20 protein-coding genes and 1 tRNA gene are annotated in these 21,560 nt (G+C 31.9%); 17 read left to right on the plus strand and 4 right to left on the minus strand.

All coding sequences use genetic code 11. From position 1 onward, the window contains the following. Nucleotides 1–26 precede the first annotated feature (26 nt). The 3 genes from DS884_RS12175 to DS884_RS12185 are packed head-to-tail and all read right to left on the minus strand — an operon-like array spanning nt 27 to nt 2,131. Nucleotides 27–713, minus strand: coding sequence for an RluA family pseudouridine synthase (locus DS884_RS12175; protein WP_093868632.1), 687 nt, complete (start codon nt 711–713; stop codon nt 27–29). Between the two features lie 25 nt (nt 714–738). Then, nucleotides 739–1,350, minus strand: coding sequence for a ribosome biogenesis GTP-binding protein YihA/YsxC (gene yihA / locus DS884_RS12180; protein ID WP_113786946.1), 612 nt, complete (start codon nt 1,348–1,350; stop codon nt 739–741). Nucleotides 1,351–1,366: 16 nt separating this feature from the next. After that, the gene (locus tag DS884_RS12185; RefSeq protein WP_113786947.1) at nt 1,367–2,131 is read right to left on the minus strand and encodes an alpha/beta fold hydrolase; all 765 of its coding nucleotides are present in this window, start codon (nt 2,129–2,131) and stop codon (nt 1,367–1,369) included. 203 nt (nt 2,132–2,334) lie between these two features. On the opposite strand from DS884_RS12185, the gene mraZ reads away from it, so the two are divergent. The 15 genes from mraZ (at nt 2,335) to DS884_RS12260 (ending at nt 18,344) form a co-directional block, all read left to right on the plus strand. Then, nucleotides 2,335–2,802 carry a division/cell wall cluster transcriptional repressor MraZ gene (gene mraZ, locus DS884_RS12190; protein WP_093868635.1) on the plus strand — a complete coding sequence of 156 codons (468 nt, stop codon included), beginning with the start codon at nt 2,335–2,337 and terminating at the stop codon, nt 2,800–2,802. Further along, nucleotides 2,789–3,685 carry a 16S rRNA (cytosine(1402)-N(4))-methyltransferase RsmH gene (gene rsmH, locus DS884_RS12195; protein WP_093868636.1) on the plus strand — a complete coding sequence of 299 codons (897 nt, stop codon included), beginning with the start codon at nt 2,789–2,791 and terminating at the stop codon, nt 3,683–3,685. The genes mraZ and rsmH overlap by 14 nt, the downstream gene beginning before the upstream one ends. Nucleotides 3,686–3,690: 5 nt before the next feature. Then, on the plus strand, nt 3,691–4,020 hold the full coding sequence (locus tag DS884_RS12200) for an FtsL-like putative cell division protein (protein WP_093868637.1): 330 nt from the start codon (nt 3,691–3,693) through the stop codon (nt 4,018–4,020). Nucleotides 4,021–4,026: 6 nt separating this feature from the next. Continuing rightward, nucleotides 4,027–6,039, plus strand: a complete 2,013-nt coding sequence (locus DS884_RS12205) for a penicillin-binding protein (protein ID WP_233487154.1) — start codon at nt 4,027–4,029, stop codon at nt 6,037–6,039. Beyond that, nucleotides 6,040–7,506, plus strand: coding sequence for a UDP-N-acetylmuramoyl-L-alanyl-D-glutamate--2,6-diaminopimelate ligase (locus DS884_RS12210; protein ID WP_113786948.1), 1,467 nt, complete (start codon nt 6,040–6,042; stop codon nt 7,504–7,506). A gap of 3 nt (nt 7,507–7,509) precedes the next feature. After that, on the plus strand, nt 7,510–8,736 hold the full coding sequence (mraY, locus tag DS884_RS12215) for a phospho-N-acetylmuramoyl-pentapeptide-transferase (RefSeq protein WP_093868639.1): 1,227 nt from the start codon (nt 7,510–7,512) through the stop codon (nt 8,734–8,736). Then, nucleotides 8,737–10,071, plus strand: a complete 1,335-nt coding sequence (gene murD / locus DS884_RS12220) for a UDP-N-acetylmuramoyl-L-alanine--D-glutamate ligase (protein WP_113786949.1) — start codon at nt 8,737–8,739, stop codon at nt 10,069–10,071. It begins immediately after the preceding gene. Between the two features lie 24 nt (nt 10,072–10,095). Next, on the plus strand, nt 10,096–11,286 hold the full coding sequence (locus DS884_RS12225; RefSeq protein WP_093868641.1) for an FtsW/RodA/SpoVE family cell cycle protein: 1,191 nt from the start codon (nt 10,096–10,098) through the stop codon (nt 11,284–11,286). Then, nucleotides 11,270–12,370 (plus strand): undecaprenyldiphospho-muramoylpentapeptide beta-N-acetylglucosaminyltransferase, encoded by a 1,101-nt coding sequence (gene murG / locus DS884_RS12230; protein WP_093868642.1) that lies wholly within the window; start codon nt 11,270–11,272, stop codon nt 12,368–12,370. The genes DS884_RS12225 and murG overlap by 17 nt, the downstream gene beginning before the upstream one ends. After that, complete coding sequence (murC, locus tag DS884_RS12235) at nt 12,371–13,717, plus strand: UDP-N-acetylmuramate--L-alanine ligase (protein ID WP_093868643.1); 1,347 nt, start codon at nt 12,371–12,373, stop codon at nt 13,715–13,717. Between the two features lie 2 nt (nt 13,718–13,719). Then, complete coding sequence (locus DS884_RS12240; protein ID WP_093868644.1) at nt 13,720–14,460, plus strand: cell division protein FtsQ/DivIB; 741 nt, start codon at nt 13,720–13,722, stop codon at nt 14,458–14,460. After that, nucleotides 14,447–15,799, plus strand: coding sequence for a cell division protein FtsA (gene ftsA / locus DS884_RS12245; RefSeq protein ID WP_093868645.1), 1,353 nt, complete (start codon nt 14,447–14,449; stop codon nt 15,797–15,799). The genes DS884_RS12240 and ftsA overlap by 14 nt, the downstream gene beginning before the upstream one ends. 80 nt (nt 15,800–15,879) lie before the next feature. Continuing rightward, on the plus strand, nt 15,880–17,751 hold the full coding sequence (gene ftsZ / locus DS884_RS12250) for a cell division protein FtsZ (protein ID WP_093868646.1): 1,872 nt from the start codon (nt 15,880–15,882) through the stop codon (nt 17,749–17,751). A gap of 67 nt (nt 17,752–17,818) precedes the next feature. Beyond that, nucleotides 17,819–18,265 carry a GatB/YqeY domain-containing protein gene (locus DS884_RS12255; protein ID WP_113786950.1) on the plus strand — a complete coding sequence of 149 codons (447 nt, stop codon included), beginning with the start codon at nt 17,819–17,821 and terminating at the stop codon, nt 18,263–18,265. 6 nt (nt 18,266–18,271) lie between these two features. Continuing rightward, nucleotides 18,272–18,344 (plus strand) — tRNA-Arg (locus DS884_RS12260). 169 nt (nt 18,345–18,513) lie between these two features. Here DS884_RS12260 and DS884_RS12265 read toward each other — a convergent pair. Beyond that, complete coding sequence (locus tag DS884_RS12265) at nt 18,514–18,978, minus strand: Lrp/AsnC family transcriptional regulator (RefSeq protein ID WP_113786951.1); 465 nt, start codon at nt 18,976–18,978, stop codon at nt 18,514–18,516. Between the two features lie 112 nt (nt 18,979–19,090). On the opposite strand from DS884_RS12265, the gene DS884_RS12270 reads away from it, so the two are divergent. Further along, complete coding sequence (locus DS884_RS12270) at nt 19,091–20,107, plus strand: homoserine dehydrogenase (RefSeq protein WP_113786952.1); 1,017 nt, start codon at nt 19,091–19,093, stop codon at nt 20,105–20,107. Further along, nucleotides 20,104–21,555 carry an aldehyde dehydrogenase family protein gene (locus DS884_RS12275; RefSeq protein ID WP_199488209.1) on the plus strand — a complete coding sequence of 484 codons (1,452 nt, stop codon included), beginning with the start codon at nt 20,104–20,106 and terminating at the stop codon, nt 21,553–21,555. The genes DS884_RS12270 and DS884_RS12275 overlap by 4 nt, the downstream gene beginning before the upstream one ends. The last annotated feature ends 5 nt before the right edge of the window (nt 21,556–21,560 follow it).

Raw genomic sequence — 21,560 nt, forward strand, 5'->3', positions numbered from 1 at the left:
TGTTGAAATTTGTCTAAATATACAAATTACATACAAGCATCCCAAATTGAATCTTTAGGTGTAGGTGCTACAACTTTAATAAAATCGTTATTTACAGGATGAATGAACTCAATTTTTCGTGCATGTAAATGAATACTTCCATCTTTATTACTTCTGTTAAATCCGTATTTTAAATCTCCTTTTATAGGGCTTCCAATGTTTGAAAGTTGCACCCTAATTTGATGGTGTCGACCAGTTTCTAAATCAATTTCTAATAAAGAGTAATTGTCTAAACGCTTAATGGTCTTATAATGAAGTATAGCTTTTTTGCTTTCCTTAATTTCTTTATCGTATGCTGAAGATTTATTGTTCTTTGGATTTTTTTTAAGGTAATTAATTAAAGTGTTACTTTCTTTTTTTGGTTGTTGTTTTACAACTGCCCAATATGTTTTTTTTATGGTTTTATCACGTAACATTTTATTTAATCGCTCTAAAGCTTTCGAAGTGCGAGCATAAATAATTACACCAGAAGTAGGTCTATCTAACCGATGAACCGTTCCTAAAAATACATTTCCAGGTTTGTTATATTTCTTTTTAATGTATTCTTTAACAACATCGCTTAGAGGTTTGTCTCCAGTTTTATCACCTTGAGTAATGTCTCCAGAACGTTTATTAACAATTATTAAATGATTGTCTTCGTGTAAAACTTCAAGGGTTTCTTTGGTTGAATGCATTTTGTTACTTTGAGGTAGCTACCAATTATTTAAAATCCTTAGCTACATCATGGTTTACCTGTTCAATAAAATTTAAAAACTCATCACGTCCAAGTCCAGTTGAAGATGAAGTTATAAATGAATTAGGAAGTGTTTCCCATGTGTTTAAAAGCTTCTTTTTATAAGAAGTAATTTGCTTGTTTAGTTTTGAGCTTCCTAATTTATCTGCTTTAGTAAAAACGATACAAAAAGGAATTTGATTTTGGCCAAGGAATTGCATAAATTCTAAATCGATCTTTTGAGGATCATGGCGGCTATCAATTAAAACAAAGGTGCATACTAGTTGTTCTCTTTCTTTAAAATAATTTTCAATAAAATATTGAAAGATTGTTCTTTTCTTTTTAGAAACTTTGGCATAACCGTATCCAGGTAAATCCACTAAAAACCACTCGTCATTAATTTTAAAATGATTAATAAGTTGAGTTTTTCCAGGTTTTCCAGATATTTTAGCTAAATCTTTACGCTCCATTAACATGTTGATTAATGAAGATTTACCTACATTAGATCGGCCAATGAATGCATACTCAGGAAGTCGATCTTTTGGGGCTTTAGTAACATTAGAGTTACTCATTATAAAATCAGCTGATTTGATTTTCATGTAAATAAATAGCTTGTTATATATTACGTTTTGTTAACCACTCTTCTAAAAGACGATTAAACTCTTCAGGTGTCTCCATCATTGCTGCATGACCACATTTGTCTATCCAATATAAATCAGAATTAGGTAATAATCTATGGAAATCTTCAGCAACTTCAGGAGGGGTTACTGTATCTTGTTTTCCCCAAATTAAACATGTTGGTTGTTCCATATTTGGCAAATCATTCGCCATATTATGCCTTACAGCGCTTTTTGCAATAGCTAATGTTCTAATTAATGTATTTCTATCATTAATAACTTCATAAACTTGATCAACAAGTTCATCAGTTGCTATCTCAGGATTGTAAAAAACATCACGAGTTTTGTTTCTAACAAATTCTTTATCTCCACGTCTAGGGTAATTATTCCCCATTGAATTTTCATATAAACCAGAACTACCAGTTAAAACTAGGGCAGCAATGTCTTTCGGATAGTGTTTAATATAGTATAAAGCAATATGGCCTCCTAATGAATTACCTAATAAAACAACATCTTTTAAGTTTTTGAATTCAATAAATTCATATATAAACTTAGCTAAATTTTTAACGTTTGTTTTTAGTAGAGGAAGTGAATATAAAGGGAGTTCAGGAATTATAACCTTATATCCTTTTTTTGATAAATAGCTAAAAGTTGCGTCAAAATTACTCAATGCTCCCATGAGCCCGTGTAAAACGATGATCGGTGTTCCTTCTCCAGCTTCTACGTATGTAAATTTGCCTTCTTTTTTTAAAAATTCAGTCATAAAAAAGTTTGATTTGACTTATCGACAAATGTAGTTTTTTTTTAGCACATTTTCATTTTTATTATTTTCATTAGAAGAGATAGTGTAAAGGTGTTTGTTATCAGTGTTTTAAGTGTTGTAGTAAAACTTATTAACAAAGTGGGGTAAAGTGGTAAAAAGTGGTAATTTTTTTATATTTTTGATGCAAACTATCAATTTATTAAGTGGTAAACCTAATTGGGACATATGAGTGTAAGATGGATGCTAAAGGAAGGTTGATGATGTCATCGGCTTTTAAGAAGCAATTATCATCAGTGTTACAAGATGGTTTTGTTGTTAAACGTTCTGTTTTTCAGTCATGTTTGGAGTTGTATCCGATGAAAGAGTGGAGTTTGATGATGGGTAAAGTGAATAAGTTGAATCGTTTTGTTAAAAAGAATAATGATTTCATAAGGAGATTTACTGCGGGGGTAAAGATAGTGGAGGTTGACGCTTCTGGGAGGATTTTAATCCCGAAAGATTTATGTCAGTTTGCAGGTTTGAGTAAAGAGCTTGTCTTGTCTTCTGCTGTTAATATTATTGAGATTTGGGATAAAGTAGAGTACGAAAAAGTAATAGATGAAGCTGTTGTTGATTTTGCAGATTTGGCAGAAGAGGTGATGGGAAATACAGAGGTAGATGAATTATCATAGTCCAGTATTATTGAAGGAAAGTGTGGATGCGCTTGATATAAAAGAAGATGGTGTTTATGTGGATGTTACATTTGGTGGAGGTGGTCATTCACGAGAGATTTTGAGTCGCTTGGGAGAGAATGGGAGGTTGTTTGCTTTTGATCAAGATCCAGATGCGCATGCTAATAAAATTGAAGATGACCGATTTGTATTGATAGGCGAGAATTTTAGATTTATATCTAGGTTTTTGAGGTTTTATGGAGTGAAGAAGGTTGATGGTGTTTTGGCTGATTTGGGGGTTTCTTCTCATCAGTTCGATGCTGCTGAAAGAGGTTTTTCAACAAGGTTCGATGCTGATTTGGATATGAGGATGGATCAGAAGTCAAAGCTTTCAGCTAGGAAAATTATAAATACTTACGGAGAGCAAGAGTTGTCTGATGTTTTGTTTTTGTATGGAGAGCTTAGAAATGCTAAGGTATTGGCTAAAACAATAGTTGAGGCTAGAGAGGTAGAAGAAGTGAAAACAAGTTTTCAATTAAAAGAGGTTTTACAAAGGTTTCTTCCTAAGGCGAAAGAGCATAAGATATTGGCTCAAATATTTCAAGCTATTCGTATAGAAGTAAATCAAGAACTAGAGGTGTTAAAGGAGTTTTTGCAGCAAATGCCGCAGTTGTTAAATGAGGAAGGACGATTAAGTGTAATAGCATATCATTCTTTAGAGGATAGGTTGGTTAAGCGCTTTATTAGAACTGGATTGTTTAGTGGTGAGCCTGAGAAAGATTTTTTTGGAAACATAAGTGTTCCTTTAAAAAAGGTGGGGAAGTTAATTGTGCCTACTAGAGAAGAGATAAAAGAGAATAATAGGGCTAGGAGTGCTAAGTTAAGGATAGCAACGCTAAAATAGTTTTTATGTCTAAAGTTAGAAGAAGTGTTTATGATGTTTTGAGGGGTAGTTTTCTTACTGATGAAAGTGCTTTTAAAAACTGGCGAATACTTATTTTTATAGTAGGATTGTTACTTATCATGATTTCAAGTGCGCATAGTGCAGATGCAAAGGTGGTAAAGATAGCGGAGTTGAATAGAGAAAAAAGACGGTTAAGGGCGGAAAATGTTGATACGAGTACTATTTTAATGCGGATGAAGTTAGAAAGTAGTATTCGTAAAAAGGTGAAAGGAAAAAAACTTAAGCCGGCAAAAACTCCCCCGAAAAAAATTAAAGTAACCTTAAAAAAAGAATAAATAATAATGGTGGTAAAAAAAGGCATATTAAATAAACTCTATGTAGTTGTAATTTTAATGACGCTTTTTTTTGTGGTTATTGTTTTTAGGGTTTTTAAACTTCAGTATATAGATGGAGATAAGTATAGGAAATTATCTCAAGAAAAAACAGTTAGAAACGACACAATATTCGCAAATAGGGGGAATGTGTATGCTTCGGATGGTAATTTATTAGCAACTTCAATGTCTAAATTTACTATAAGAATGGATGTGATGACGGTGAAATCTGGTGTTTTTGAAAAAAATATTAGAGGGTTGTCAGAGTCTTTGTCTAGATTGTTGGGGAAATCAGCAGATTATTATCAAAAAAAATTAAGAAACGCAAAAAAACGTAAAAACCGTTATTTGTTAATTGCAAGAAATATAGGGTATAATGATTATGCTAAAATAAAAACTTTTCCAATTTTAAGGCTAGGTATTTATAGAGGAGGTTTTATTGCTGAGCAAGAAACTGTAAGGGTGCATCCAATAGGTAAGATTGCGGAAAGAACGATAGGTTATGATGATTACAGAGGAGGGGCAGGTATAGAAGGAGCTTTTGCAGGTTACATGGAGGGGAAAAATGGAATGAGATTGAAGCAGAAAATTGCAAAAGGGCAGTGGAAACCGATTAATGATGTAAATGAGAAAGAACCCATTGATGGTCATGATATAATAACAACAATCGATGTTAATATTCAAGATATAACTCATCATGCTTTATTAAAAAGGTTAGAAGATTTTGATGCAGAGCATGGATGTGCTGTTGTTATGGAAGTGGCAACTGGTAAAATTAAAGCGATTTCTAATCTTGGTAGAACTTCAAAAGGGAAGTATTATGAAAAAAGAAATTATGCTGTATGGGAAAGTCATGAACCAGGATCAACATTTAAGTTAGCGAGTTTAATGGCGGCTTTAGATGATAAGGTTGCAGATACTTCTACGGTAGTTGACTGTGGTAAAGGGAAAATTTTTATTAATAATAGAAAAGTTGAGGATAGTAAGTATGGGGGGTACGGAAAGATATCGTTAGCTAGAGTTTTTGAGGTTTCATCAAATGTTGGGATTGTAAAGACAATAAGAAAGCATTATGATAAAAACCCTAAAAAATTTATTGATAAAATTAAATCCTTTGGTTTAGATAAACAAACTGGAGTAAAAATAAAAGGAGAAGGAAAGCCTTATATACCCAATCCGAAGGAAAAAAGCTGGAGTCCTATTTCATTAGAGTGGATGGCTTGGGGTTATGGAGTTTCGTTGACGCCTTTGCAAACGCTAGCTTTTTATAATGCAGTAGCTAATAATGGGAAGTTAGTTAAGCCTTATTTTGTGAAAGAGTTAAGGATGGGGAATAGAGTTGATAAAAGTTTCGGAACAGAAGTTTTGAAAGAGAAAATAGCTTCTCAAAAAACATTAGATAAAATTAGAAAAGTGATGGAGAATGTAGTTGAGAAAGGAACTGCTAAAAAAATATACTCTTCTAATTTTTCAATGGCAGGTAAAACAGGTACTGCAAAAAAATACATTCCAAGGCATAAAGATGGAAATGGAAAAGTGGTAGCTGGTCATTATTCAAATAAAAAATATGTGGCATCATTTGCTGGTTTTTTTCCAGCTAAAGAGCCTAAATATTCATGTATAGTTGTAGTGCACGAGCCTAAGAAAGAAAAAGGATATTACGGGGCGGATGTTGCTGCTCCTATATTTAAAGAAATAGCACAAAAAATATACACAACTACACCTATTGATAATCAGTCAGTTTCTGATACTATTTCTTTTGCGAAAATAGATAAGCAATATCAGGATTATTATGAGAAATTAGGGAAGTACAAAACAATTATGCCAAAGGTTGTTAATATGAGTGGTATGGATGCTATTTCGTTGTTGGAGAATATGGGGTTGAAAGTCAAATTCTCTGGAATGGGGAAGGTGATGGAGCAATCAATAAAAAAAGGAGTGAAAGTATCAAAAGGAGCAACTGTTTATTTAAGATTATTATAGTTGAAAAGGTTAAAAGACATATTGTATAAGGTATCTGTAAATTCTATTTTCGGAAGTACAGATGTGGGGATTAATGAAGTTATTTTTGATAGTAGAAAGGTTGGTGATAAAGATCTTTTTGTTGCTCAAAGAGGAGTGTCTGTTGATGGGCATTTGTTTATAGATAAAGCTATTTTATCTGGGGCTTCTGTTATTGTTTGTGAGAAAACTCCAGAAGCTAAAGATGAGAGAGTGACTTATGTTGAGGTAGATAATTCAAGTAGTGCTTTGGCTATTATTTCAGCTAATTTTTATGAAAATCCTTCGAAGAAATTAAAATTAATAGGGGTAACTGGTACAAATGGTAAAACAACTATTGCTACACTTTTGTGTCAGTTATTTAAGAAGACTGAATTTAAAGTAGGTTTATTATCTACCGTAAAAGTTGTAGTTAATGCTAAAGAGTATAAAGCAACACATACCACTCCAGATTCGGTTATGATTAATAGGTATTTAGCTGAAATGGTGGAGGAAGGTGTTGAGTATTGTTTTATGGAAGTGAGTTCGCATGGAATTCATCAAAAAAGAACAGAAGGGTTAGAGTTTGTTGGTGGGGTGTTTACAAATCTATCTCACGATCATTTAGACTATCATGAAACGTTTGCTGAGTATAGGGATGTTAAAAAAGAGTTTTTTGATTCATTACCTAAGACGTCATTTGCTTTGGTAAATATTGATGATAAAAACGGACAGATAATGCTACAAAACTGTAAAGCTAATAAGCAAACATATGCTTTAAAAACATTAGCTGATTTTAAAGCTAAGGTTTTAGAGAAAAGTTTTTCAGGAAGTTTGTTAACTGTAAATGGAGTAGAAGTTTGGACAAAGTTAATAGGTGTTTTCAATGCGTATAATTTGTTGGCAATATATGGTGTGGCAAATTTATTAGGCTTGGAGAAAATTGAAATATTAAGATTGTTGAGTGATTTGGAGAGTGTTAGTGGTCGTTTTCAGTACACTGTATCAGATGATAGAGTAACTGGGATTGTTGATTATGCACACACGCCAGATGCTTTAAGAAATGTTTTACAGACGGTAAATGATATAAGAACAGGGAATGAACAAGTAATAACTGTTGTTGGTTGTGGTGGAGATAGAGATAAAACTAAAAGACCAAAAATGGCTCATATAGCATCTCAATTAAGTACTCAGGTAGTATTTACTTCAGATAATCCAAGAACTGAAGATCCGCAAGTAATAATTGATGAGATGGAAGTAGGAGTGGCTGCTGAAAATTACAAAAAAACATTGTCGGTTTTAGATCGAAGGCAGGCTATAAAAACGGCATGTAAGTTGTCTAAGCCTGGTGATATAATTTTAATAGCAGGAAAAGGGCATGAAAATTATCAAGAGATAAATGGTGAAAGAAGTCATTTTGATGATTTAGAAGAAGTGATAAATTCTTTTAATCAATTAAAAAAATCATAACGAATGCTGTATTATATTTTTCAATATTTAGAAAATGAATTTAATTTAACTGGAGCAAGTGTGTTTCAGTTTATAACATTTCGTGCAGCATCTGCATTTATTTTGTCGTTATTGATATCTATGATTTTTGGAAAAAAAATCATAAACTTTTTAAGGAGACAACAAGTAGGAGAAACTGTTCGTGATTTAGGGTTAGATGGGCAAGCTCAAAAATCTGGTACTCCAACTATGGGAGGAATCATCATTATTTTGGCAACTTTAATACCAGTATTGTTGTTAGCAAAGCTTGAAAATATTTATATCATAATATTATTGATAACCACATTATGGATGGGGGTTATTGGTTTTACTGATGATTATATAAAAGTATTCAAAAAAGATAAAGGAGGATTAAAAGGTAAGTTTAAAGTTTTAGGTCAAGTAGGTTTGGGTGTAATTGTAGGAGCTATGCTTTATTTTCATCCAGATGTAACAATAAAAGAACAATTGCCTTTAGCAGAACAAACTATTCAGGAAAATGGAAAAAAGAAAGTTTTTGGAGATGCGCATAAATCTACAAAAACAACAGTTCCTTTTTTGAAAGATAATGAATTGGATTATGCAAAAGCATTAAGTTTTTTAGGAGACGGTTATAGGAAATATGGTTGGGTAGTGTTCATTTTTGTTGTAGTTTTTATTGTAACAGGAATATCTAATGGAGCTAATTTAACAGACGGCATAGATGGGTTAGCGGCAGGTACGTCGGCAATAATGGTTATTGCGTTGGCAATTTTTGCATGGGTATCTGGAAATATAATTTTTGCAGATTATTTAGATGTAATGTACATACCAAAGTCAGGAGAAATGACTGTTTTTATATTTGCTTTTGCAGGAGCTTTGATAGGTTTTTTATGGTATAATACCTTTCCAGCTCAGGTTTTTATGGGAGATACAGGTAGTTTAACTATTGGAGGTATCATAGCTGTAATTGCTATTGCTATTCGAAAAGAATTATTGTTGCCTATTTTGGCTGGGGTTTTTGTAATTGAGAATTTATCAGTGATTTTACAAGTGTCTTATTTTAAATACACAAAGAAGAAATTTGGTGAAGGTAGACGAATTTTTAAAATGTCACCTATCCATCATCATTATCAAAAAAGCGGGTTTCACGAAAGTAAGATTGTTACCAGATTTTGGATTGTAGGTATTTTATTGGCAGTATTTGCTATGGTAACCCTAAAGTTGAGATAAATGAAGCGATTGGTTGTTTTAGGAGGTGGAGAAAGCGGAGTAGGTACAGCTCTTTTAGGGAAACAAAAAGGTTTTGAGGTTTTTGTTACCGATAAAGGAATGATAGCAGAAAAATATAAAAAAGTTCTTTTAAATAATGTTATTGAATTTGAAGAAGGTAGGCATACAGAGTCTGAAGTGTTTTCTGCTGATGTGGTAATGAAAAGTCCAGGGATTCCTGATAGTGTTCCATTGGTTCAAGAATTAAAACAAAAAGGAATTTTAGTTATTTCTGAAATAGAATTTGCAAATGAGTTTACTCAGGCAACGTTAGTAGGGATAACAGGAGCAAATGGTAAAACAACTACCACTTTGATTACGCATTATTTATTAAAAAATGCTGGATTGAATGTTGGTGTAGCGGGTAATATTGGTGATAGTTTTGCAAAGCAATTAGTAGAACAGAGTTATGATGAGTATGTGTTGGAATTGAGTAGTTTTCAGTTAGATGGAATTAATAATTTTAGTCCTCACATAGCTATAATAACAAATATAACTCCTGATCACCTAGATAGATATGATAACAATTTTGATAAGTATATAGCGTCAAAATTTAGAATAACAAAAAATCAAACAGAAAAAGATTTTTTAATATATGATGCTGATGATAAGGTAATCACTGACTGGTTGGAAAATAATATAACAAAAGCAATATTAGTTCCTTTTTCATTAGAGAAAGAATTGGTTTATGGTGTTTTTGTAAGAAAAGATAAAATAATAATGAAATTAAATACAGAAGAGGTTCTAATGAATGTTTCAGATTTGAAATTACAAGGTAAGCATAATACAAAAAATGCAATGGCTTCTGCTATGGCGGCAAGATTGTTGAAAGTGAGAAAAGAAACTATTGCAGAAAGTTTATCAGACTTTGAAGGTGTTGAGCATCGTTTAGAGAATGTGCAAAAAATCAATGGTGTTCAATATATAAATGATAGTAAAGCAACCAATGTGAATGCAACATATTATGCCTTGGAGTGTATGGATAGTGCTACTGTTTGGATTGTAGGTGGTGTAGATAAGGGAAATGATTATGCAGATTTATTGCCATTGGTAAGAGAAAAAGTAAAAGGTATTGTTTGTTTAGGTTTAGATAACCAAAAGATAATTGAAACTTTTGGAAATGTGGTTGATGTTTTGGTACAGACGGCTGGAGCTGAAGAAGCTGTTAAGGTAGCGCATAAGATTGCTCAGAAAGGTGATACTGTTTTATTATCGCCAGCTTGTGCTAGTTTTGATTTATTTGATAGCTATGAAGATAGGGGATTGAAATTTAAAGAAGCGGTAAAGAATTTATAGATTAAAAAAAGAGTTAAATAGTAAATGAAATCCATTTTTCAACATATTAAAGGAGATAGAGCAATTTGGGCTATTGTTACTGTGTTGGCAATATTTTCATTTATGCCAGTGTATAGTGCTAGTACAAATTTAGTGTATGTTGTTGGTAATGGTTCAACTATAGGACATTTAATAAAGCATGTTGTTTTATTAATTACTGGTTTTGCTGTGATTTATGGAGTGCATAAAGTTCCTTATAGGTATTTTAGTGGAGGATCTGTATTGATGCTTCCAATAGTAGTGTTGTTGTTAATTTTTACAATGGCACAAGGTACTGTAATTGAAGGGGCAAATGCTAGTAGGTGGATTCATATACCTTTTGTTGGGATAGGGTTTCAAACATCTACATTGGCAGGCTTAGTGTTAATGGTATATGTGGCAAGATATTTAGCAAGAAATAAAGAAAAACAAATACAGTTTAAAGATAGTTTGTTGCAATTATGGTTGCCAGTTGGACTGGTATTGATATTAGTATTACCAGCAAATTTTTCAACTACAGCCATCTTTTTCACTATGATTTTATTGTTGGTATTCATAGGTGGATACCCTTTAAGGTATATAGGTTATATATTAGGTATTGGTTTGTTTTCATTGTTGTTTTTTATACTAGTAGCAAAAGCGTTTCCAGACGCTATGCCTAACCGTGTTAATACTTGGCAAAGTAGGTTAGAGAGTTTTTCTAAGTCAGAAGGAGCTGAGAGTTATCAAGTTGAGAAAGCTAAAATAGCAATAGCAACTGGAGGGCCAATAGGAAAAGGTCCTGGGAAGAGTGTGCAGAAAAATTTTCTACCGCAATCATCATCAGATTTTATTTATGCAATAATTGTTGAAGAATATGGATTGTTGGGTGCGCTTTTAGTAGTTTTTATTTATTTCTTATTGTTGTTTAGAATATTGATAACAGCAAAAAAGGCGACAACAATTTTTGCAACATTAATGGTGGTAGGAGTAGGTATTCCCATTGTTTTTCAAGCTATGATTAATATGGCTGTAGCTGTAAATATTTTACCAGTTACAGGTCAAACATTACCTTTAATAAGTAGTGGAGGTACCTCAATATGGATGACTTGCTTTGCTTTAGGAATGATATTGAGTGTAAGTGCTTCAAAGAATGAAACTGAGGAAACGATTTTAGATGATAACCCTTTAGATATTTTACATGAAACAATCGATTAAGGTTATAATAAGTGGAGGAGGAACAGGAGGCCATATTTATCCTGCTATTGCTATTGCAAATGAAATTAAGCTAAGGTACCCTAATGCTAGTATTTTATTTGTGGGAGCTAAAGATAAAATGGAGATGGAAAAAGTACCTCAAGCCGGTTATGATATAAAAGGGTTGTGGATTTCTGGAATCCAACGTAAGTTAACATTAAAAAATTTAATGTTTCCTTTTAAGTTATTAAGTAGTTTATGGAGGGCAAATAGTATTATAAGGAAATTTAAACCTGATGTGGCAATAGGTACGGGAGGATTTGCAAGTGGACCTACTTTAATAGTTGCTGCTAATAAAGGAATTCCTACGTTAATCCAAGAACAAAATTCATACCCTGGAATAACAAATAAATTGTTAAGTAAAAAAGCAGAAAAAATTTGTGTAGCATATGATAATTTAGAACGCTTTTTTCCTTCTGATAAAATTATAAAAACAGGGAATCCTGTTAGGCAAGATTTGTTGTTTATTCATTCTAAAACTGAAGAGGGTAAGAAGTTTTTTAAAATAATAGCAAATAAGAAAACAGTATTGGTTTTAGGAGGTAGTTTGGGTGCAAGAAGAGTAAATCAATTGATAGAGTCTCAGTTAGGTTTTTTCAAAGAGAATAATATGCAGGTTATATGGCAATGTGGTAAGTTGTATTATGATGAGTATAAAAAGTATAATCTAAATGAAAATGTTCAAGTACATCAGTTTTTGAATAGAATGGACTTGGCATATGCTGCTTCTGATTTTATTGTTTCTCGAGCAGGTGCAAGTTCGGTTTCTGAATTATGTATTGTAGGGAAGCCTACGGTTTTTATCCCGTCTCCCAATGTGGCAGAAGATCATCAAACTAAAAATGCTAAAGCTATTGTGGATAAACATGGAGCAATTTTGGTGAAAGAAAGTGAATTAGATACATTTCCAATTGTACTGGAAACGTTGTTGAAAGATAAAGGAAAGCAAGAAAGTTTAAGTGAAAATATTAAAACTTTAGCATTACCTAATGCAACAAATGATATTGTAAACGAAATAGAAAAAATAATCCATTTTAAGGAATAGATGAATTTAAATAAGATACATAATGTTTATTTTATAGGAGTTGGAGGTATTGGAATGAGTGCTATTGCTCGTTATTTTTCTGTGAATGGAAAAATAGTAGCAGGTTATGATAAGGTAGAGACACCAATTACTAATTCATTAAAAAGTGTAGGTATAGAAATTCATTTTGATGATGCTGTTAAAAATATTCCGTTGTCGTTTTTAGATAAGGAATCAACAGTGGTGGTTTATACACCTGCCGTGTCTGATGAACATCAGGAACTCACGTATTTCAAAGCTAATAATTATACTGTTTTAAAGCGGGCTGAAATATTAGGAGAGATTACAAAAAATTCTTTTTGCTTAGGTGTTGCAGGAACCCATGGAAAAACAACAACTTCTTCGATTTTGGGTCATATAATGGCACCAGTAAAGGCTACATCTTTCTTAGGAGGAATAGCTGAGAACTATAATTCGAATTTGATTTTAGGTGGAGAAGAGGTTTCAGTTGTAGAAGCAGATGAATTTGATAGATCGTTTTTAAAGCTATCTCCAAATATAGCTTGTATTACTTCTATGGATGCTGATCATTTAGATATTTATGGAGAGGCTGATGCTTTAGAACAATCATTTAGAGAGTTTGCTAATAAAGTTACAGATACACTAATTATAGCAAAAGGATTACCTATTGAGGGATTAACATATGCTATAAATGATGAAGCTGACTACATGGCTTTCGATATTGAAATAAATGATGGAGCTTATGTGTTTAGTGTAAAAACACCAACTAAATTAATAAAAAATATAGAGTTTTATTTGCCAGGGAGGCATAACTTAATGAATGCTTTAGCAGCATTTGCTATGGCGGATGTATATGGTGTTTCTTTAGAGGTGATAAAAGAGCAATTAAAAACATTTAAAGGTGTTCAGAGAAGGTTTTCATATAAGATAAAAACGAACAGCGTTGTGTTGATTGATGATTACGCACATCACCCTACAGAAATAAATGCAATAGAAAACTCTGTGAGAGAAATGTATCCTAATGAAAAAGTATTAGCGGTTTTTCAACCACATTTATTTAGTAGAACACAAGATTTTTCAGATGATTTTTCTAGGGCTCTTTCTAAGTTTGATGAAGTTTTAATGTTAGATATATACCCTGCTAGAGAGTTGCCAATAAAAGGAGTTACTTCATCATGGTTATTAGATAAAATGTCTCTTGAGAATAAAAAGCTAACAACAAAACAAAAAATAGTTCAAGACGTTTTAAAATCTGAAGCTAAAATCATAGTAATGATTGGTGCAGGAGATATAGGTTTGTTAGTAAATGACGTGAAAGTTAAATTAGAAGAAAAGTATAAGGTTTAAAAGTGAAAAAAATAGTACCATACATATCATTAGTGGTTTTAGTAGTGGCTTTACTCTTTTTGTACGGGTTTACGTCTACTAGAAATAATGCGAAAAAAGTAAAAAATACTATTGTTGAATTTGAAGCAGGAGATAATAACTTCTTGACGCACAAAGCGGTTGATAAATTGTTAATACAAAGTCGAGAATTTGTTAAAAACCAACCAAAAAGAATAGTAGATTTACACTTTCTAGAAACTAATGTTTCAGCGAACCCATATGTAGAAAAAGCAACTGTTTTTTTAACTATAGATGGTATGTTGAAAACTATCATAAAACAACGAAAACCAATAGTTCGAGTTGTTGATAAAAGTGAGTCCTATTATGTTGATAAGTATGGTGTTAAGATGCCTTTATCAGCAAATTTTTCGGCTCGTGTACCTTTAGCTTCTGGTGTGAAAAGTACTGAAGAAATAAAAGAATTGATTCAGTTAATAACGACAATTTCAAAAGATGACTTTTTTACAAAAGAGATCATTGCAATTGAAAAAAATGCTCAAAACGAATATGTTTTTACAGTTCGTACAGGAAGCTATAAAATAATTTTTGGAAAGCTTAAAAACGTAAAAGTTAAGTTTAAAAAACTTAAAGCATTTTATAATAAAGCGTTAATAGATGGTACTATAAAAAAGTATAAAAAAATAAATGTAAAATATCACAATCAAGTTGTGTGCACAAAACAAAATCAAGATGGAAAACAATAAAATAGCAGTTGGGTTAGATATTGGTACTACCAAAATTGTTGCCATGATTGGTCGTAAAAACGAATATGGAAAACTTGAAGTTTTAGGTATTGGTAAAGCGAAAAGTTTAGGTGTTAAACGAGGTGTGGTAAATAATATAACACAAACAATACAATCTATTCAACAAGCTGTTGATGAAGCACAAAGTGTTTCGGGGCAACAAATAGAAGAGGTTGTAGTTGGAATAGCTGGTCAACATATAAGAAGTTTACATCATAGTGACTATATAACAAGAGAAAAGTCAGATGAAGTAATAGATGAGTTAGATATTGAGAATTTAGTAGAGCAAGTACATAAGTTGGTAATGTTACCAGGTGAAGAAATTATTCATGTATTGCCTCAAGAATATAAAGTAGATAGTCAGTCAGACATCAAAGAGCCTATAGGAATGTATGGAGGAAGGCTAGAAGCCAACTTTCATGTAGTGGTTGGTCAAGTATCTTCTATAAGAAACATAGGGCGATGTGTGAAAAGTGCTGGATTAAGTCTTTCAGACATTACACTTGAACCATTAGCATCAGCCTCAGCTGTTTTGAGTCAGGAAGAAAAAGAAGCAGGAGTTGCTCTAATTGATATAGGTGGAGGAACAACTGATTTAGCTATTTTTAAAGATGGTATAATTAGGCATACTGCTGTAGTACCTTTCGGTGGAAATGTAATTACTGAAGATATTAAAGAAGGTTGCTCAATTATAGAAAAGCAAGCAGAGTTATTAAAAACTAAATTTGGTTCAGCATGGCCAGGAGAAAATAAAGAAACAGAAATTGTTTCTATTCCAGGTTTAAGAGGAAGAGAACCTAAAGAAATTACATTAAAGAATTTATCAAAGATTATTCATGCTCGTGTTCAAGAAATTATAGAGCATGTATATTTAGAGATAAAAAATTATGGTCATGAAACTCAAAAAGGAAAACTAATAGCAGGTATTGTTCTTACTGGAGGAGGATCACAGTTAAAGCATTTACGTCAATTAGTTGAGTACATTACAGGAATGGATGTACGAATAGGGTATCCTAACGAACATTTAGCAGGAGATTCTGATGATGTTTTATCTAGTCCTGCTTATGCAACTGCTGTAGGTTTATTAATGGAAGGTTTAGAAAAACAAAGAAAAGAGGAAGAAGAAAATGTTGAGGAAGAAATCATTGAAGAACCAGTTTTTGAAAGAGAGATAATAAAAGACGAAATAGAAGAGCAGGAAAAACCTGTTGTAGAGAATAAAAGTAAGACACATAAATCTAAATCTTTTTTTGAAAAGTTTACAGAACGATTCAAAGAGTTTTTAGATAATGCAGAATAATTAATTATATAAGAATTACTCCTATTTATTCCCCTAAAGAGGAGTTTAGTAAACAAAAATTTAATAAAAGAAAAGTTATTATGAGCGCAGAATTTGATAACATTTCATTCGACATGCCTAAAACACAATCGAATGCCATTAAAGTAATTGGTGTTGGTGGGGGAGGAAGTAACGCAGTAAATCACATGTATAGCAAACAAATTCACGGAGTAGATTTCGTAATTTGTAATACAGATTCTCAAGCGTTAGAAAACAGCCCAATACCTAATAAAATTCAGTTAGGAGCACACTTAACATCAGGTTTAGGAGCTGGAGCCAACCCTGAGGTTGGAGCGCAAGCAGCTGCAGAAAGTATTCAAGAAATTCAACAAATGTTGAGTACTCATACTAAAATGGTGTTTATCACTGCTGGTATGGGAGGTGGTACTGGTACTGGAGCGGCTCCAATTATTGCTAAAATTGCAAAAGATATGGATATATTAACGGTAGGAATCGTTACTATGCCATTTCAATTTGAAGGAAGAATGCGCTCAAAACAGGCTCAAACAGGTATTGATGAGTTACGTAAAAATGTAGATTCTTTAATTGTTATAAACAATAATAAATTACGTGAAGTTTATGGGAATTTAGGTTTTAAGGCTGGATTCTCTAAAGCTGATGAAGTATTGGCAACTGCAGCTAAAGGTATAGCAGAGGTAATTACACATCACTATAAACAAAATATTGATTTACATGATGCAAAAACTGTGTTATCTAACAGTGGTACTGCAATTATGGGGTCAGCAAAAGAAACAGGTGCTAATAGAGCTAAAAATGCTATTGTAAAAGCATTAGATTCTCCTTTATTGAATGATAATAAAATTACTGGAGCTAAAAATGTATTGCTATTAATAGTTTCTGGAGCGAATGAGGTTACCTTAGATGAAATAGGAGAAATTAACGATCATATTCAAGAAGAAGCTGGATTTGATGCTAACATTATCATGGGAATAGGAGAAGATGAGTCATTGGAAGATGGACTATCTTTAACTATTGTTGCAACCGGTTTTGCTGCTGATCAACAAGGTAATATAACTAATACTGAAGTTAAAAAAATTGTTCACACCTTAGAAGATGAACAAAAAGCAACGTATACTTTTGACGAGCAAAAAATAGAAAAAGCTGCAACAATAAATCAACCATTAACTCCTAAGACTGAACAAAAAATAGTTCATGTTTTAGAAGAAGAAAAAGAAGTAATAAAACCAAAGATAGATTTAATAGCTACTACTGATGTTATTAAAAATATAGAGGTTGTATACGATGAGATTGCTATAGAGAATATTTCTGAAGAAGATTTTATCATTACAAATATTTCAGAAGTAAAAGAAGAGATTAAAGAAGAAAAACAACAGTATATTCAACAAGATTTATTGTTTGATTTACCATTAAACTCTTATGAAGAAATAAAACCAAACCCAGCACTTGTAGAAACAACTGAAGATATTAAAAGTATTGAGGTGAAAGCTGAAGAAGTAAAACCTTTAGTAAAAGAAACTCAAAAGCGTTATGTTTTAGATGATTTTAATGTTGAACCAACTATAGGAAAAAGTTCTACGCCAACAATTAAAAATGAAGTTGAAGAAGCTTTACGTTTTGAAGTGAAAACTAAAACTGAAGAGAAAGTTACAACTGATACTTCAAATGAAGAGGTAACACCTTTAAGTTTAACGATTTCTGAGCTACAAAGAAAAGCTCAAGAAAGACGTGAAAAAATGAAAGGATTTAATTATAAGTTTGCTGATCAAGTTAGTAAAAATATAGATGAAATTGAACGTCAACCAGCTTACAAAAGGTTAGGAGTAGATATTGAAACTAATAAAGATATTAGTAAATCTGATACAGCATTGAATACCGATAATAATGATTTGTTACAATCTAATAACTCATTCTTACATGATAATGTAGATTAATAATACAATTTTAAATATTTTTAAATTCCTGAGTAATCAGGAATTTTTTACTTAAAAAACTAAAAAAATGGGTGTACAGCAAGAGGTAATGAATAAAATGAAAGAAGCTATGAAATCGAAAGATACAGTAGCTTTAACTGCATTAAGAGCATTAAAGTCAGCTTTTATGCTTGCAAATACAGAAGGAGGTGCAAATGAATTATCTTCAGAAGAAGAAATGAAAATAATTCAAAAACAAGTTAAACAACGTAAAGACAGCGCGAAAGTTTTTACTGATCAAGATAGATTAGATTTGGCAGAACCTGAATTAGCAGAAGCTAAAGTGTTAGAACAATTTTTACCAGAAGCTTTAAGTGAAGATGAAATTGAAAAAGTAGTAGTAACTACTATAAGTCAAGTTGGAGCTGAAGGAATGAAAGATATGGGTAAAGTAATGGGGATTGTATCACAAAAGTTAGCGGGACAAGCAGATGGTAAAATTATATCAGGAATTGTAAAAGCAAAACTTTCATAATTTTTTGACCTTGTAGTTCAATTGGATAGAACATCAGATTTCGGCTCTGACGATGAGGGTTCGAGTCCTTCCTGGGTCACAAATAAAAAGCAACAGAATAATTTCTGTTGCTTTTCTTGTTTAAGGGGAAATATAATATTAGGGATTTAAAGACGGCGAAATTATATAACTACTAAATAGTTGTTTGTAACATTTGTTACATAAGTACGTGCTAGAATAGTTAATTTCTTGTTAAAGAAAATACTTTTTTATTGTGGTTTTATGAGTAGTTGGTTTATATCATCATGAAAATATATCATTGAACTTTCTATATGACCTATATAGTTGAATTTAGTTAGTTCATCTAAAATTAATGAACGTAACTCATTTGAGTTACATACTGCAACATGAAGCATAAAATCAGTTTTGCCTGCCATGTGGTATAATTTAATTACTCCATTAATTTTTCTAACATTTTTTATAAATGAATTAATAACTTCTCGCTCGTGTTTGTTAAGTTGTATAGAAATCATTACTTCAATATTAAACTCTAACTTATTTAAGTTAAGGTTAGCGTTAAAAGATTTAAAAAAACCATCTCTAGTTAATCTTTTTAAGCGTTCATGGCACGTAGAAGCTGCTATTTCTAATTCTGCTGCTATTTCTTTATTTGATAACCGAGCATTTTTCTGTAATAAGCTCAAAATTTGAATATCTTTTTGATCTAACTTCATTTTAAATATTTTTATAGAATAAATTTCATATTTATGTTTTTTTTATTGTATTAAATTCAGTAATAATTCTATTTTATTGAATTTTGTACAAATATAATTAAATAATTTAAATATGAATATTGGTATTATAGGGCTTGGGACAGTAACACAAGGATTCATTGAAATTTTACAAGAAAAGAATATTTGGTTACAAGAAAAGTATGAACAAAAGATTAAAGTAGTAGTTGTAAAAGATATTCAGAAAGGGAATATGTACAACCCTAATGGAATAGACTTAAAGAAGTTATTAGAGAAATTAAATAACAAAGAACTTATAACTGATGCTAGTATATCTGAAGATACTGATGTAAGCTCTGTAGAAGAAGTTGATTTAATTGTAGAGGCAACATATAGTGATTATACTACTGGAGATCCTGCTTATACTTTTATAAAAAAAGCTCTTTCAAAGGGTAAACATGTAGTAACAACTAATAAAGGTCCAATAGCACTACATTTTAACGAATTAAATAAACTAGCTAAAGAAAGTAATGTATTTCTTCAATATGAAGGAACTGTATTAAGTGGAACACCTACATTTTCTTTAATAGAAGAATGTTTAGCGGGTGATGAAATACTTAAAATTAGGGGTATACTTAATGGCACGAGTAATTATATTCTTTCAAAAATGTCAGAAGGAGATTCTTTTGATAGTGCCTTACGTACAGCGCAAGATAAAGGATATGCTGAGGCTGATCCAACCAATGATGTAAAAGGATATGACGCAAGAGGAAAGATTGCAATTCTGTCGCATAAAGTTTTTGGTGTTGATTTAGGACTAGATTCAATTTTGACAAAAGGAATTGACTCTATTTCTATAGAAGAGGTAAATGCTGCAAAAAAAGCTGGTAAAAATATTCGCTTGGTTGGAAGTTTAGAAAAAAAAGGAGATTTTTTAGAAGGAAAAGTAGCACCAGAACCATTATCAACAACTGACGCATTATCTAATATTGATGGAGTAACAAACGCTATTGAAATTACCACTAAATATTTGGGGAAATTAATGATAACTGGCCCAGGTGCAGGTAAGTTAGAAACAGGATACTCAGTGTTTTCAGATGTGTTATCAATTTTAAAAAAAGAGAAATTATGATAATAGATTTATTAGATAAAAAAGTGAATACAAAAGGAATGCTTATTGGAGAGAGTTGGGTTGATACTCCTATGCAATTACCAGTTTTTAACCCTTTTTCAGGAAATCATGTGTATTCTATTTCTTGTGCAGAAGAAGAGCATGTATATAAAGCATTAGAATCTGCTGAAAAAGGAAAAATAATTTCGAAAAATTTATCTCCTCTTGACAGAAGTGAGATCATTAACAAAGTAGTTAATCTTTTAAAAGAAAGAAAAGAGGAGTTTACTAAGGTTATTGTAAACGAAGGAGTAAAAACAAAACGAGAAGCAGGTAAAGAAGTAGATCGATGTATTAATACACTTACACTTTGTGGAGAGGAAGCAAAAAGAGTAATAGGAGAAACTGTTCCTTTTGCGGCTTTTGAAGGAGGATCTTCAAAAAAAGGACACTATGTATATGATCCTATTGGTATTATTACTGCAATTACGCCTTTTAATGACCCGTTAAATTTAGTGGCTCATAAACTAGGACCAGCTATAGCTGCTGGTAATGCAGTTATATTAAAGCCATCGGATTTCACTCCAATTTCAGGAATAAAATTAGGAGAGTTATTTCTAGAGGCTGGTTTACCTTATCATATTCTTAATATTATAACTGGACCTATAGATAATTTCGGAGATATTCTTGTTACAGATTCAAGAATAGATATGGTAAGTTTTACAGGAGGTTCTAAATCAGGTGAAGTTATAGCAAAAGCAGCTGGAGTTAAGAAAATAGGAATGGAGTTAGGTTCTAGTTCTCCAGTAATTGTAATGAATGATGTAGATGTAGAAGCCGTTGCAAAAAATTGTATAGGAGGCATGGTTTGGGCAGCTGGTCAAAATTGTGTAGGAGTAAAGCGAATGTATGTGCATGATACTATTTACGATTCTTTTAAAGAAAAAATCATAAATCTTTCTAAAGCTGTCAAATTAGGAAACCCCGAAGATGATAGTACTGATATGGGGCCTATAATTAATCAAGAAGCTATTAGTGAAATTGAAAGGTCAATTGAAAATTTAGTAAAAGGAGGATATAAAGTGTTATGTGGAGGGAAACGAGTTGGAAACGGGATAGAGCCAACTATTATTGAAGGAGACTTTGATAATAAGTTAAACGGAAAAGAAGAAATTTTCGGTCCAGTAGCAACAATTTCAAGAGTGAATTCATTGGAAGAAGGGATTATAGCAAGTAATGATTCTCCTTACGGATTACATGCAGGAATTTTTACAAATAATATAGAACATGCCTTTAAAGCTAGTAATGAATTACAGTGTGGAGGGGTAATGATTAATGATTCTTCAGATTATCGTATTGACATGATGCCTTTTGGAGGTGTAAAAAAGAGTGGGATTGGACGCGAAGGTGTTAGATCTGCAATACGAGAAATGAGTTCAACTAAAATAATTTGCTTCAATCTTAAATAATTACA

The organism is Tenacibaculum sp. E3R01, assembly GCF_003318185.1.
Lineage (GTDB): Bacteria > Bacteroidota > Bacteroidia > Flavobacteriales > Flavobacteriaceae > Polaribacter > Polaribacter halocynthiae.